Annotated in this window: 15 protein-coding genes; 9 read left to right on the top strand and 6 right to left on the bottom strand. The window is 37.9% G+C overall.

The annotated features are described in order from the left end of the window. Positions 1–12 precede the first annotated feature (12 nt). The gene (locus H0173_RS14065) at positions 13–1,332 is read left to right on the top strand and encodes an alpha/beta hydrolase family protein (RefSeq protein WP_221847151.1); all 1,320 of its coding nucleotides are present in this window, start codon (positions 13–15) and stop codon (positions 1,330–1,332) included. Positions 1,333–1,383: 51 nt separating this feature from the next. Here the strand turns inward: H0173_RS14065 and H0173_RS14060 are convergent, their stop codons facing one another. Continuing rightward, the gene (locus H0173_RS14060) at positions 1,384–1,833 is read right to left on the bottom strand and encodes an SRPBCC family protein (RefSeq protein WP_221847150.1); all 450 of its coding nucleotides are present in this window, start codon (positions 1,831–1,833) and stop codon (positions 1,384–1,386) included. Positions 1,834–2,225: 392 nt separating this feature from the next. On the opposite strand from H0173_RS14060, the gene H0173_RS14055 reads away from it, so the two are divergent. Then, complete coding sequence (locus tag H0173_RS14055) at positions 2,226–4,655, top strand: S8 family peptidase (RefSeq protein WP_221847149.1); 2,430 nt, start codon at positions 2,226–2,228, stop codon at positions 4,653–4,655. Between the two features lie 57 nt (positions 4,656–4,712). Here the strand turns inward: H0173_RS14055 and H0173_RS14050 are convergent, their stop codons facing one another. Beyond that, positions 4,713–5,438, bottom strand: coding sequence for a DUF3784 domain-containing protein (locus H0173_RS14050; RefSeq protein ID WP_221847148.1), 726 nt, complete (start codon positions 5,436–5,438; stop codon positions 4,713–4,715). Positions 5,439–5,649: 211 nt separating this feature from the next. On the opposite strand from H0173_RS14050, the gene H0173_RS22350 reads away from it, so the two are divergent. The 3 genes from H0173_RS22350 to H0173_RS22340 all read left to right on the top strand — a co-directional run bounded on the left by H0173_RS22350 (position 5,650) and on the right by H0173_RS22340 (position 7,487). Next, on the top strand, positions 5,650–6,024 hold the full coding sequence (locus tag H0173_RS22350; RefSeq protein ID WP_260631182.1) for a hypothetical protein: 375 nt from the start codon (positions 5,650–5,652) through the stop codon (positions 6,022–6,024). Between the two features lie 98 nt (positions 6,025–6,122). Further along, on the top strand, positions 6,123–6,656 hold the full coding sequence (locus tag H0173_RS22345) for a metallopeptidase domain-containing protein (RefSeq protein ID WP_260631181.1): 534 nt from the start codon (positions 6,123–6,125) through the stop codon (positions 6,654–6,656). A gap of 69 nt (positions 6,657–6,725) precedes the next feature. Then, positions 6,726–7,487: a metallopeptidase domain-containing protein gene (locus H0173_RS22340; RefSeq protein WP_313770648.1), complete on the top strand. Its 762-nt coding sequence runs from the start codon at positions 6,726–6,728 to the stop codon at positions 7,485–7,487. A gap of 213 nt (positions 7,488–7,700) precedes the next feature. On the opposite strand, the gene H0173_RS14040 is transcribed toward H0173_RS22340, so the two are convergent. The 3 genes from H0173_RS14040 to H0173_RS14030 all read right to left on the bottom strand — a co-directional run bounded on the left by H0173_RS14040 (position 7,701) and on the right by H0173_RS14030 (position 10,304). Continuing rightward, complete coding sequence (locus H0173_RS14040) at positions 7,701–8,624, bottom strand: ketopantoate reductase family protein (protein WP_221847147.1); 924 nt, start codon at positions 8,622–8,624, stop codon at positions 7,701–7,703. 109 nt (positions 8,625–8,733) lie between these two features. Further along, positions 8,734–9,501, bottom strand: a complete 768-nt coding sequence (yunB, locus tag H0173_RS14035) for a sporulation protein YunB (protein ID WP_221847146.1) — start codon at positions 9,499–9,501, stop codon at positions 8,734–8,736. A 185-nt stretch (positions 9,502–9,686) separates the two neighbouring features. After that, positions 9,687–10,304, bottom strand: coding sequence for a hypothetical protein (locus H0173_RS14030; protein WP_221847145.1), 618 nt, complete (start codon positions 10,302–10,304; stop codon positions 9,687–9,689). A 120-nt stretch (positions 10,305–10,424) separates the two neighbouring features. On the opposite strand from H0173_RS14030, the gene H0173_RS14025 reads away from it, so the two are divergent. The 4 genes from H0173_RS14025 to H0173_RS14010 all read left to right on the top strand — a co-directional run bounded on the left by H0173_RS14025 (position 10,425) and on the right by H0173_RS14010 (position 14,005). Continuing rightward, the gene (locus H0173_RS14025; RefSeq protein WP_221847144.1) at positions 10,425–11,417 is read left to right on the top strand and encodes a zinc-binding dehydrogenase; all 993 of its coding nucleotides are present in this window, start codon (positions 10,425–10,427) and stop codon (positions 11,415–11,417) included. 100 nt (positions 11,418–11,517) lie between these two features. Then, positions 11,518–12,261 (top strand): type I methionyl aminopeptidase, encoded by a 744-nt coding sequence (map, locus tag H0173_RS14020; RefSeq protein WP_221847143.1) that lies wholly within the window; start codon positions 11,518–11,520, stop codon positions 12,259–12,261. Between the two features lie 492 nt (positions 12,262–12,753). Then, entirely contained in the window at positions 12,754–13,521 is a 768-nt protein-coding gene (locus H0173_RS14015; RefSeq protein ID WP_221847142.1) for a hypothetical protein, read from the top strand. A gap of 73 nt (positions 13,522–13,594) precedes the next feature. Next, positions 13,595–14,005 (top strand): GNAT family N-acetyltransferase, encoded by a 411-nt coding sequence (locus H0173_RS14010; protein WP_221847141.1) that lies wholly within the window; start codon positions 13,595–13,597, stop codon positions 14,003–14,005. A gap of 17 nt (positions 14,006–14,022) precedes the next feature. On the opposite strand, the gene H0173_RS14005 is transcribed toward H0173_RS14010, so the two are convergent. After that, a complete protein-coding gene (locus H0173_RS14005; RefSeq protein ID WP_221847140.1) occupies positions 14,023–14,565 on the bottom strand; it encodes a GNAT family N-acetyltransferase in 543 nt (180 codons plus the stop codon). Positions 14,566–14,618: the final 53 nt, after the last annotated feature.

Below are 14,618 nucleotides of genomic sequence, written 5' to 3'. Positions count from 1 at the left end.
GGGGGTTAAAAGATGAAGAAATTAGCGTATCTCCTTTTTGTAATGCTAAGTGTTGCTTTCCTATTATTAGGCTGCAGTAAGGAGAATAATAAAGAGGATAAAAAAACTGACTCTGGAGAGAGTAAATTGGAAAGAATCGCTGGAACATGGGAAGGATCGATTAATATACCTAATCAGCCACTGCCAATTATTATTGTATTTACAAGCGACGGCGGTACAATTAGTATTCCAGTACAAGGAATCGATCAGCATCCGTTATCTAACATTAATATAAAAAACAATAATGTAGCTTTTGCAATGGATATTCAGAGTCAGCAAATTACGTTTAATGGGAAAGTAGATGGTGAAAAAATCACTGGAACATTTAAGCAGAGTGGACAATCTTTCCCGTTTGAATTAAAGAAAGGGACTGGTGAAGCTACAAAAGAAGTAAAAGAAGTTGGTGAAGCCGTCCATATGGAATTAAAGGATGGAACAATGAAGGGGCTATTGACCATTCCGGAAGGTGAGGGACCCTATCCTCTTATGGTTATTATTTCCGGCTCAGGTCCAACTGATAAAGATGGAAATTCAAATGTTTTATCAGGAAAGAATGATAGTTTAAAAATGTTAGCGGAAGATTTAGCTGCTCAAGGAGTGGCAAGTATTCGCTATGATAAGAGAGGAATTGGCCAAAATATTAGCTTAGGCGGCAAAGAAGAGGATGTCCTTTTTGATAATTTTATAGAAGACGCTGCCTCATGGGTTCAATTTGCGAAAGCTGATAAACGTTTTTCGAAGGTTGGTATTATTGGTCATAGTGAAGGTTCATTAATTGGGATGACAGCGGCTGACGAAGCAAAAGCGGATGCCTTTATTTCTATATCAGGTGCTGGGAGAACAATTGATCAAGTTATTCTAGAGCAGCTAGAAGGTCAGTTATCGGAAAACTTGATGAAAGAATCAAAGGATATTTTTGAACAATTAAAGCAAGGGAAGCAGGTTAAATCCTTTAGCGCTGACCTCCAGAACTTATTTCGCCTATCTGTACAGCCATATTTGATTTCATGGCTTCAATATAACCCGCAGGAGCAACTGCAAAAATTAGATTGTCCCGTATTCATTATTAATGGCGATCGTGATCTTCAAGTTCCGGTGAAAGAGGCAGAATTATTACATGGAGCAAAAAAGGATTCTGACTATCTGATTGTTGATAAAATGAATCATATTTTGAAAGAGTCACCAGAGGACCAGAAAGGAAATATGGACACATATACTAATCCAGATTTGCCATTAGCTTCAGGACTTGTTGACAATATTGTCAATTTCTTAAATAACCACAATGTAAAATAAGAAGTGAAGAGCGTTCTCACAGTGAGAGCGCTCATTTTATTTAATTTCCGCTTAATGTAGTGCATATTCTTCAATTTTGGCTGCAACTGCTTCGGTTAATTCAGAGGTTGTTTCAGGAAGAGAAGAGGTTAATATTGAATTGGCCACCTTAGCCATCAGTCCTTCAGCAGTTATATCGAGGCAGCCTGTCATAAGCACCTTTGATTTGCCGGACTCTTCTGCTGAAAAAAATCCATGTCCCGAAAACTTTTCGTTGATACCTTTTAAGTTAAATGTTACTTTATGAGGTTCCTCCCAGCTTGTAATGTCCACTTTTAATTCAATTTTTTTCTTCATAAAACCAATATCACTTTTGAAGCACCACGTAGACTCTGTATCACTTATAATTTTGTGATCAATATACCCCGGAACAAGTGGAGCCCAATTATTCATATTGCTTACAAAGTTCCAAACCGTATGAATAGGCACATTTACTTCTATTTGATGATTATAAACTGGCATTGTTTCCCTTCCCCTTTATTTTGAATTTTCATCGATGCTTTACATGAATATCTATTCAAAAATCAGAGCAAGTATTCCCCCTTGTGCCAGATCATCATAAATGTCTTCAGTAGTTTTATCTATGACGTGTCAATGAAGGATATCTTATACGTATTGGAATCTTATAGAGTTATAGATATTAGGTGTTTAGTTTCGGATTTATTGCTAAATATTAGTTTTTGTACGAAAAACGCTTCAAATTTCCTAGATAAATCAGGATGAAGGACTCAAGGGTATTTTTATAAAACACAGAATATTTCTACTGTTATACATATTAAAAAATTATAAGCTCAGAGCGGAGGTGGACTTTCTTAGTCGGCAGTACCTTAATTTAAAAGGAGATGAAGTAAATCATGTCAAAACGAAGTATTAAAACTTTTCTCATGGCCCTTGTATTAATGTTAGCGTTTTCACCAATGAGTGCAGGCGCTGCTCCTAAAGCAGATAATAAATCTGCTGCTCAATTGGCACAATTAGTCGGAGAGTTTAATTTTTCTTCTTCCAACCGTACGAGTGTTATTGTTGAGCTCACTGAACCATCTATTGTTGAGGCAAAGCATACAGGCAAAAGCCAAACAAAAGCCAATCTTGCCAACAAGCGTAATCAAGTAAAATCTGAGGTAAGTAAAGCAGTAAAAAGCTCACAAATTAATCGTGAATATGATTATGTATTCTCTGGATTTTCAGTAGAGCTAGAAGAAAATGAAATCCCTGCTTTGCTTTCTGTACCAGGTGTTAAAGCGGTATATCCTGATGTTGAATACCAAGCTACTAGTTTAGGAGAAGGGGAAGTTATTTCCTCAGAAGAGTACAGTCCGAACATGCTGAACAGTGCACCGTATATTGGGGCTAATGAGGCATGGGAGACAGGCTACACAGGGAAAGGTGTAAAAGTTGCAATTATTGATACTGGAGTTGATTACAAACATCCAGATTTAGAGCATGCATTTGGAAGCTATAAAGGCTGGGATTTAGTTGATAATGATGCAGATCCTCAGGAAACACCAGCTGGCGACCCAAGAGGGGAAGCAACAACCCATGGCTCGCACGTGGCAGGGACAGTTGCGGCTAACGGTTATATTAAAGGGGTAGCTCCTGAAGCAACATTATTGGCTTACCGCGTATTAGGTCCTGGTGGTCGAGGAACTACTGAAAATGTTATCGCCGGAATTGAAAAAGCTGTCCAAGACGGCGCAGACGTTATGAATCTATCACTAGGAAACTCCCTAAATGATCCAGACTATGCTACAAGTATTGCATTAGATTGGGCAATGGCTGAAGGCGTAGTAGCTGTTACTTCAAACGGTAACAGTGGTCCGAATAACTGGACAGTTGGTTCCCCTGGAACTGCTCGTGATGCGATTTCTGTTGGAGCTACACAATTGCCTTATAATGTATACAATGCAGCTGTTTCAACATTAAATGGTGATAGCTACCCTTCTGCAAAGGTAATGGGCTTCCCGAATGATCAAGCACTTTTATCATTAAATGACAAAGAATTTGAATTTGAATATGTGGGCTTAGGAACAGAAGATGAATTTGCTGGTAAAGATCTTACTGGAAAAATTGCTTTAATAAAGCGTGGCGACATCCCATTTGTTGATAAAGCAACTAACGCAAAAAATGCAGGTGCGGTTGGAGCAATTATTTTTAACCATAGTCCGGGAGAACAGCCAGACGTTCCTGGAACGGATGTGCCGACGATTAAAGTATCACTTGAAGATGGAGAAAAGCTTTTAGCTCAATTAGAGCAAGGGAATAATAAAGTGTCCTTTGACATTAGTTTTGCCAGCCGAGTTGGTGAAACCGTTGCAGACTTTTCTTCACGTGGGCCAGTTGTATCAACGTGGATGATTAAGCCGGATGTATCTGCACCTGGCGTAAATATTGTGAGTACTGTTCCAACAAATGATCCAGCCAATCCGCATGGATATGGAGCAAAGCAGGGTACAAGTATGGCTTCTCCACATGTAGCTGGTGCAGCTGCTCTTATTTTGCAAGCTCATCCTAACTGGAGTGTTCAAGATGTGAAAGCAGCATTAATGAATACAGCTGAAACAATGACAAATCCTGCGACCGGCCAAGCGTATCCACATAATACGCAAGGAGCTGGAAGCATTAGAGTAGTGGATGCTATCCAAACAAAAACATTAGTTACGCCTGGAAGCCATTCTTTTGGAACGTTCTACAAGGATAAAGGGAAGCAGGTAGAAAAGCAGCATTTTACAATCAAAAACCTATCCTCTGAGCGCCAAAATTATGATTTTGAAGTGCTAATGGATAATTCAGCGATTAAAGTATCAACAAGTAATAATTTAAAGGTAAACCCTGGCCAAACTCAAAATGTTAATCTAAATGTACAGGTTGATGCTGGTGCTCTAAATCCTGGCTATTACGAAGGAACTATTATCGTTAGCAATGGATCAGACACTCTTCATGTTCCAACCATTCTTTTCGTTAAAGAGCCAGATTATCCTCGTGTTCAATACTTAGGTGTTGGTCAGCAAAGTAATGGAAACATTCAAATTGAAGGCTATTTCCCTGGAGGAGCAGAAGAAGTTGAACTATTTGTTTACCTCTCTAATAAAGATGGGCAGCCTTTAGCTTATGTGGGTGACATCGGTATTTACAACAATGTTCAGGCGGGCTACAAAACATTCGATTGGGATGGAAAGTTCGCAGATGGAAAAACGGTTCAAGCAGGGCAGTATTATAATATTTACGCCTATGCTACTTACAAGGGCAAATCTGATCTTGCTGGTTCCAATATTTTAATAAAGTAGAATAATAGGAAAAGGTCTTCGTTCGAATGAGAATGAAGACCTTTTTTAAGTTATATTTTAAAGACTTTGTTTGCTTCTTAATTCCTCAAACCACTGTTTAGTCTTCAAAGGATCACTGTCGTTAATAAAGATTTTCTCATTTTGCAGTTCAATATAGATATAGGGTGAGGAGTTATTATGAATAAATAACAGGCAAATCCCGAAATCATTTAATTTAAAATAACCTTTTGCTAAAGTAGGGAGACCAACTCCGTTGGTTTTCGTAATGATTTTCGGCATTTCATCTATTAATTCGATCTGTTTAATATCTTTTGTACTCCATTCGTTTCCGTACATCCCGGTAATTTCGAAGCGATCATCTAATACCGTCATTTCATATCCCTGGTAGCTGAATACAGAAAGAGCGGTTATGGAGCCTAAAACGATAATAAAAAGGCTAATGCTAATGGTAAAGCTGCGTTTTCTTTTACTAGGAATCTCATATTTAGATAAATAGATGAATCCGCCTAATAAGATGACAAGCATACTTCCAAACTGAATTTCCATATTATATAGAAAGGAAGTGAAATGGAGCGGGAGCAAAATCAGCATTACACATGCTGTTGTGATCAGCAAACTCCCAGTTTTTTGCGGTAATCCATTTGCTATTATGTGCTGCTGTTCCATTTTAGACCGAGAGGAAAATCCTGAAATTAAATAATACGCTTTCTTGTAGCGCACGGCCCAACCCACTATTAAAAATAAAACAGAAATGATGATTTGTGTACTAATAAGTCCCCACATAAAGAGTCCCCCTTTACCAATCTCTTCCTAATTATATATAAATAATAGCAAGCTAGATAGATTGAACGTGCAAGAATAGAAGTCTCTTTCTAAATAAGCCTTAAGACATGTCTAATTTCCAATGAAAAGGTACTGATTCTTTATTCGGAAAATAAAGACTATTTTGTATTATTTATTTAGGGTGTAGAAATAAATTAGAGGAGTGGTGTATTTGTTAAAAGTTCTATCAAGTTCTGCATTAGCACTAACATTAGTAGGAAGTACAATTTTTTCTGCAGGAGCTGGAGCAGATTTAACAGCAAAAGAAAAAAGTACATATAATTTAAATCTAGCACATTATGTTGGTGCTTCTCCGGAATTAGCAGAGCAGGCAAAAAGACTTGGGGTGGATTTATCAAAGGTGGACCCTGCTGAAAAAGGGGCCAAGCATGGAACAAAATTTCAACAAGCAGGGAACAACCATTTTTCCTATAGAAAGGCTGAAGGGGATATTCCTGTTCTTGTTATTCTTGCCAAGTATAAGGATGGGGATGAGCCAATAGGAGATATGCTGGACAAGTACCTGCCCACTATTATGAAGATTTAATTTTTGGAACTGAATATAATCCATATGAACTTGATGAGTTTAAGCAATACGCAGAGTACAATGGACAGCTTGACCCAACTGATCGGACAATGCAAAATGTGTATAAAGAATCAAGTAATGGAAAGGTTAATCTCGTTCGAAAAGAAAATACAGAATTTGTTTGGGTAGAGCTTCCACACGGTGCTACCTATTGTCTAGACCAGGAAGGCAAATATGCAGAAAGCGGCCAATATGTTCTAGGTAATGAAAATGGGGACGCACATATGGGAGAATTTATCCGAGATTTATTAAAGGTAGCAGATGAGCAAATTGACTTCTCACAATATGCTGAAAATGGAGAGGTTCCAAATGTTTTTATAGTCCATGAAGGAGCGGGTGCAGAGTTTAGCCGAGATCCTGCACAGATTTGGTCACATAAATGGAGTCTGTTAAGCGCCCTGTATTATGGAAAGTACTATGAAACTGGGAAACCAGCAGATGTTTATGCGGGAATGAACCAAGCAGATTGGATTAATAAAACGATTGCTGAAGATATGACCTATGACGGTGTGATTGTGAATAACTATAATATTCAGCCAGCAATTGGCGGAAATGTCGCAGGCTTTGATGCTGCTACAGGAAAGTATGATTAATCGAAAAAAACCGGCCCTTTCCCAGCACAAACTGGAGTATACGCGCATGAATTTGGTCATGCATTAGGACTGCCTGATTTCTATGATACAGCTTATTCTTCTGAAGGGGTAGGGAATTATTCGATGATGGCAGGCGGTTCATGGATGCGTTATCCGGACCATGCAGCGTATTCAGGTAATTCACCAACCCATTTTGATCCATTCTCAAAGGTTTTCTTAGGATGGGCAAATCCAATTGAGGTAAAACCGGAAGATGGAATTCAAGAAATCACTCTGCCACCAATAAATCAAACATCTACTGACAATGGCATTGTAAAGATGGAGGTGCCGGGCTCAAACGGAACAGAGTACTTCTTATTTGAAAATATACAGCAGGATGGCGTTAATAAAGGATTAATTCGTCAAGGAAGTGATGCTCATGGTCTAGTCGCCTGGCATGTAGATGAAAATGTAATCAATCTTTATCAAACAGCTGGATTCCGTCCAAATAACGTTGAAAACTGGATGAATAAACGATTCCAGTATAATCAGTCTCAAACAGCGAGTGATGGAACAGTCGTCACTCATTACGGACTTTCTGTCATTCAAGCTGATGGCAAATATGATTTAGAGAAAAATGTTAACCGTGGAGATGCGGGTGACTTCTTCAAATCAGGCAGCAAGCTTACACCGGTTTCCGGCAATGTTCATACAGGCTCTTATTATTTCTGGAAAGGACATAACGCAACACCAGGTGATTCCGGAATCCATGTAACTGATATTGTTGAAAATGAGGATGGATCGATTACAGCAAAATTCTATTACAACTCGAATCAAGGGAATAAGAAATAAAAACTCTTTTGGACAAGTTTTCATAGTTTCAAAGATTCCTATCTAATATCATTAGTCATTTGGATAATTATTTGCGAAATCTACGATTTTTGTCCAATGCCAGCACACTTAGGAACTATAGATTATAAAATTTTTTATATCTAAAGAAAAGTCTGATCCAATGGAGGACAGGCTTTTCTTTAGTTATATTCATTTAGAGTGGAAGCACAATATTTATTTTGTTTGTAAAGAAGTTTCGTAGATTTTTAAATTCGCATAAACCGTTTCAAGTGCAGGAGCGTGTATGCCGTATCCTTGTGCTTGCTTTAGTAAATAGCCAAAAAAATGGTCAGCCTCGACTGGGAGCTGCTTTTCCATGTCTCTTTGCAATGAGGATTTAAAGTTATATCCAAGATCATATACTCGTTTTAATTGAACTTCTTCCACTTGATCTGATAGTGGTGCGCCAATAGCTGTCATAATGCGGATTGTTTCATTAAGTACTTTTTTTATCGTCTGGAGTCCGAGTGTTTGTTCACAAATAGGGCCGCTTGGTGAACGGAAAAGAGAGGTAACCCCCGAAATAGTCGTGATAAATAAATATTTATGCCACATCTCCTGGATGATATCTTCAGAGAGCCGGAAGTTCGCATTTGTTCCAGATAAGGCTTCCTGAAGTTTTAATATACGCTCTGTTTTCTCACCATTGCGTTCACCATAAACTAAATCGTGTGCTGTGCTTTTTTGCAGGACTCTGCCATCCTCGTCAAGTGTCGTTTCAATAAAGCATAAGCCTCCAATCACTCGTTCTTCTCCGAAAGCTTCGATAAGCTTTTCGATATGAGCAATTCCATTTAAAAGGGGGAGAATCATAGTCTGGTCACTAGCATAGGGGCGAATACTATCAATTGCTCCATTCAAATGATAAGCCTTAGTTGAAAAAATGATGACATCAAAAGGTTCAGCTTTTTCTCCAAATAAAAGGGTTTGCGGCTTTAGGTTCATATTTCCATGAACACTTTCAATATTTAAGCCATGAAGGTGCAGTTGTTGTTTCCTTCTTTCACGAACAAGAAAGGTAACATCTTCTCCTTTCTCTACTAGACGTCCTCCAAAATAACCGCCAACTGCTCCTGCTCCAACGACTAAGATTCTCAAAATTACATACCTCCTGAGTAGATTTACTACTACCAATAATAGTTTCATTATTTACAATAATTGTTGCTGTGAAAAATAATAACATAACTAAATAAACTTGTTTTAAAACTTAATTTCCTGGCGGTGGTATTAAAGCCGGAATGGGATTTTCTGACCCTTTGCCATTATAATATTGCGGTACTTTACCAGGATGAAACCAGTCACCGATTTTAATTTGATTCGATACCTCGATCGGTTTTTCAATAAGAGGGATGATTACATTCATTTGGACTCTTACATTAATATAAACTTCTAGATAAGTATTATTAATCCCTGTCTCCACAATCTTAGTTTCTAAATCGGAAGTAACATCACCTAGTATTTCTAGCCTTACGGGGATTTTAGGTCCAAAATTGGAGAGTAAGGTCATTTTCGTGGCCATACCTAATGGGATATGATACACAATTCCTTTTGTGCTTTTTGCTTTATCCTTATCAATATTAAGGTCGTTTCTGAAATTTTCCATACTCTCCATATCTCCGGTTTCTACTAAATCTAAATATTCCTGAACTCTAATTGTTAATTCTGATATAACCTTATTATATTGCGGATTAAAGCTGTAGCTCGCTTCACCAGCATTCTCATGTTTGATAATTAATTCATTTATATCAATGCTTTCTGTGGCTTTTTTCGCAATAGCATCATTTATTGCCTGAACTGCGAATTGACGTGCTCTAGATTCAGCAATACTCATTAATGCCGGTTCCAGATTTCTGTTGATGATCACAACACTAAAAATAGATAGAAAAGTAAAAATGATAAAAGTAATAAGTAACACATATTTAAAGGGAAGCGGTCCCTTTTTGATCTTCCATCTCTTTCTTCTTTTTCTAATCAAAACAAAACCCTCCAATTCGAGTTGTTCTTTCTGTTCCTGATTCTTTTGGGCTTTGTACAATATATGTCCAAAACAAGAAAATAAAACGAAGCATTTTCTCTTTTTTGAAAGGGTTTTGTTGAATCTGTTTTTTTTGAGTAAATGGAAATTAAGAAAATATAAAAAAACAGCCATTACGGCTGCACTTATTTTTTGAAAAGAACCTCTTTATCAAGAATAATTTCCTTTTGAGGAAATTCCATTGGAGGAGCATATGGAACTAAGGAAAAATGTATTTCATTCAAGTCAGAAGGAAGAGCAGGAGAAACAATGAAACCCATTTGAGTATTACCGCCACCGCCCCGAGATCCGTTTCTTCCCACTTTGTAATTGATCGGACCTGTTACTTCAAGCATTAAATGAGGGATAATATGACCAATATTTTCAGTATCTTTATGTTTATAGTTGATTTCAAGGGTAACAATACTGCCTAGTTCGTGCTGCATAGCATGGGTTAACACATATTCAAAATCGCCAACTGTTGATTTCTGCATAATCTGGACTACTCCAAGAAGATCCCCTGGGCCATCTGGCAAATAAAATGGACCACTGCCATCATTTAATTCATGCATTAGCCAGCCGATTTCACCTGCCTTCATATCATATTTCTCTGACCATTCCTCTAACAGTTCAGTTGGAGGAGAATAGCGCTTGCCTTTTGCTGCTGCTTTTCTTTCGGTTATTAACTTAATAATTTGTTCATCAATCTTTTTAAATTCCTCATTATATTCATTTCTGACATGTTCAAATTCAGCCCAGCCCATCGTAAAACCTCCATTTGTTTAGGGAAAATTGGATTTGATATAAAGTTGAAATATTTCAAATTCTATTCATTTACAAGTATGATATATTTAATAGTTATTTTCAAATAGAGGAGTGTTAAGATGAAGGCAGTTATTCATGCAGAGAAAACGGGAAGAGAAGGACTTTCATATGGAGAAATAACGGCAGCGGAGCCTAAAGCTGGAGAAGTAAGAGTCAAGCTTAAAACAGCTGGGTTAAATCATCGTGATTTGTTCGTTTTAGAACGTCATCAGCCAACTGATCCACCTTTAGTAATTGGATCAGACGGAGCAGGAATAGTAGATGCAATCGGTGACGGCGTGACTCATGTACAAGTTGGGGATGAAGTTATGGTCAATCCAGGGATCGGCTGGAAAGAAAACAGTGATGCACCGCCTGCTGGCTTTGAAATTGTTGGTCATCCTTTCCATGGAACCTTCGGAGAGTATGTGATTTTGCCGGTAGATAATGTAGAGCACAAACCAGCATATTTAACATGGGAAGAAGCGGGTGTGCTTTCATTAGCTGGCTTAACAGCATATCGTGCCCTGTTTACAAGAGGAAAAGTGCAGCCGGGAATGAAGGTATTTATTCCTGGAGTGGGCAGCGGGGTTGCTACTTTTTTAGTCCAATTTGCAAAAGCAGCTGGAGCTGAAGTCTATGTAACTTCACGTTCAAAGGAAAAATGTCAGAGGGCTTTGGAAATTGGTGCAGATAAAGCGATTGATAGCAACGAAGACTGGAATACTGCACTCCAAGGGAAGAAGATGGATTTAGTGATTGAATCTGTTGGAGCGGCAACTTTTAATAAATCACTTGAAGTTTTGCGAACAGGAGGTACCATTGTAACTTTTGGTGCTTCGGCAGGGGATGAGGTTAAAATTAACCTCCGTACGTTCTTCTATGCTCAGCAGAACCTTCTCGGTTCTACATTAGGAAGTGCGGAAGAATATAAGGATATGCTCAAATTTATGGAGAAACATACATTAAGACCGATTATCGATAAAATTTTTACATTAGATCAGTATGAGCAAGCCTTTATGCGAATGGAGCAAGCTGATCAATTTGGTAAAATTGGCTTTAGTATTAGTTAAGTTTTGGTAAACACCTCAAATCTTTGGGGTGTTTTTACGTTAATCGAAAAATAGAATATAATAGAAGAAGTAAACCTACAATTGAAGGGACAGGAATGTAATGATTGTTAAAAATGATGAAGAATTAGCAGCTTTAAAAGAAATAGGAAAAATCGTTGCGGTTATCCGTGACGAATTAATTGCACGGACAAAATCTGGCGTAACGACAAAGGAATTAGATGACTACGCTGGTGAACTATTTGAAAAATACGGAGCGGTTTCAGGTCCTAAAGGAGAATATGATTTTCCAGGCTTTACTTGTATCAGTGTAAATGAGGAAGTTGCACACGGAATCCCAGGGGATCGTGTGATAAAAGATGGAGATCTTGTAAATATTGATGTGTCCGGATCTAAAAATGGCTATTTTGCTGATACCGGCTTATCCATTGTAGTGGGAAATACGGATGAAAAGCTTCAGCACCTATGTGAAACAGCACAGAAGGCTTTTGAAGAAGGGCTGAAAAAAATAAAAGCCGGATCAAAGCTTAGCATGATTGGAAAAACCGTAAACCGAGTTGCCAATGAAAATGGCTATACCGTTATAAAAAACTTAACTGGACATGGCATTGGAAGATCACTCCATGAAAAGCCAGATCATATTTTAAACTATTTTGAACCATGGGACTCACAATTATTAAGGGACGGCATGGTCATTGCGTTTGAACCATTTATTTCAATGGGAGCGGAAGAGGTCATTGAGCTTGGAGACGGCTGGACGTTCGTGACACCAGATAAAAGCTTAGTCGCTCAATGCGAGCATACAATTATCGTAACAAAGGGCGAACCGATTATTATTACTCGGTAATATATTTAGGCGCTTAGTTCAGAAGGGGAAGGAGGTTTCTTCTTTTGGACTAGGCTTTTTTTTGAGTTTTTTGGAGGATATTCTTGATTTCATAACTAATAAAACCGTTTATCGGACAAGTTCTCAGAGAATAGTCTTCAAGCTGTCCGATAAAACCGTTTATCGGCCAAGTTCTCAGACGAAAGGCTCCAGGTTGTCCGATAAAATCGTTTATCGGCCAAGTTTTCGAGAATAGTCTTCAAGCTGTCCGATAAAACCGTTTATCGGCCAAGTTCTCAGACGAAATGCTCCAGGTTGTCCGATAAATCCGTTTATCGGACAAGTTCTCCAATAAAAGGCTTGAAGCTGTCCGATAAACCGCTATCCCCAACTATATGAAGCGCTCAAAAACTAATCCCCTATTAAATCTAATCAAAAACCTTTTTCCTAAAACAGGAATTTATATGTTTCCCCTAGAATATTCCTTTGAACCGATTTGAGAGGATGAAAAAGATGAATGCACCGGATTATATTCTATCTGTATGGAGGAAGTTTGATAAATTTCCAATGGAAACATTAACAAAGGCTTGGTTTTCTCAGAGAACAATTCATAAAAAGCAAAGAGATTTGTCCTTAATGAAGGAGCATCGAATTCAGTATGGAATATCAGGAAACTGTTTTGATTTAGCGATCTGGCTGCTTGGTGAATTTAGACAAGCTGGTATCGAGAGTTATCCGATTGGCCACAATTTGAAAACGGAAAAGGCTCACGGGGCTGTAATTGCAGTTGATGAACAGGGAGACCGATACTTATGTGATTTAGGAGATCAGTGGATCAATCCAATATTAATAGATTCTCAAAACGATCGATTTAGTGGAGAGAAATTGGCAGGATTTTTCCCAGCAGTCGATGTCGAAATAATGCCAAATAAATTTTCTTTAGAAGTAACCTATTATCGGCCAAATGGAAAAATATCGCGCCAATCCTATGATACGAGACCAATAGATTTAGATTTATTTATGGATGCGGCTGAATTTTCTCAAATTCAAATTAGACCAAAGCCGCTTTTAGAAGTGAGAACTCCTTATAAAAGTGAAACAGCACATTGGGAATTCTATAATTGGGAGAGTTTCCTCAGTACAACAGAAGGATTAGTTCCTGATCAGTCTCTTGAAACGACTGAGGCGTGGGTAGAGAGAATTCATTCAAAAACCGGTTATGATAAACAGTTTTTAATAGAAGCATTAAACTTCTACAAAGAATTGCAGAGGGGAGGTTAAAGACAGCAGGACTACTTGATGAAAGGAGCTGAACATCATAGAGATTAGACATGCCAGGAAAGAAGATTTCGCTATGCTTTGGGAATTACTCTTCTTGATGGGGAAAACAGATTCAAAAGAGAATACTAAGATTCGTTTTGAGCAAAAACTCTTAAGTGATGAACATTTTATACTTGTTGCTATTATGAATGAAAAAATTGTTGGTTATTCATGGGCTCAAGATTATGGATTTCATCTGAGAACGGGCAAAAAGATTAGCCGGCTGCATGATTTGTTCGTTCATCCAGCCTGGCGTCATCAATCCGCTGCTGCCAATCTTTTCGGCGCAGTAAAGGAATGGGCAAGAGGCAATGGAACATCTTGGATGCAATGGTACTCAAGTCCCGGTGCGACAGGGTTTTATCAACGTTTAGGATTAAAACCATTAGAAACGGAAGCCGATTATCCAGAGTTTGAAATCGAATTTTTTGAAAATCATCAATAGATTAGAGGGAAAACGATTTAATTCGTATGTTGATATTGAATTAGCCAAGAATCCCTGTATTCTCCTTCATGCAGCTCATTTTTGGGGAGCAGTTTTACAATTCTGAATCCGCATTTCTCATAGCAGCGAAGTGCACGTTCATTTTGTACTCGAGGGTCCATGACAACTAAATCTGCGTGTTTTTCAGTTATCAAATAATTGATCATGGATGTTACAAGCATTGTTCCAATTCCTTTGTTCCAATAGGCATGTTCTCCGATAAATTGGTCCATTCCGAAAATGATTCGTTGATCACTTATATATCCATATTTTTCTCTTGTTTCATGGTCTAACTCATAAAATTGGATATAACCAATCGGAGTTTGATTGAATTGGATTATACATCTGTTAACTCCATCCTGACGATTATAAAACTTTTTATTTACCTTTTTTATATCAAACGGATTATCCCTTCCTTCATAATATTCTAGAATAATAGGGTCGGAGAGCCACTTGGCTAACAAATGATTATCATCTATTCTTATTTCTCTTATGAGCAGCGGACCATTTTGAAAAAACATATAGTTTCCTCCTATTCTTTTTTTGAAGAGAATATATAATACTTTCGCTTCAA

The organism is Bacillus sp. S/N-304-OC-R1, from assembly GCF_019749375.1.
Lineage (GTDB): Bacteria > Bacillota > Bacilli > Bacillales > Cytobacillaceae > Cytobacillus.
This window is presented reverse-complemented; position numbering and strand designations above follow the sequence as displayed.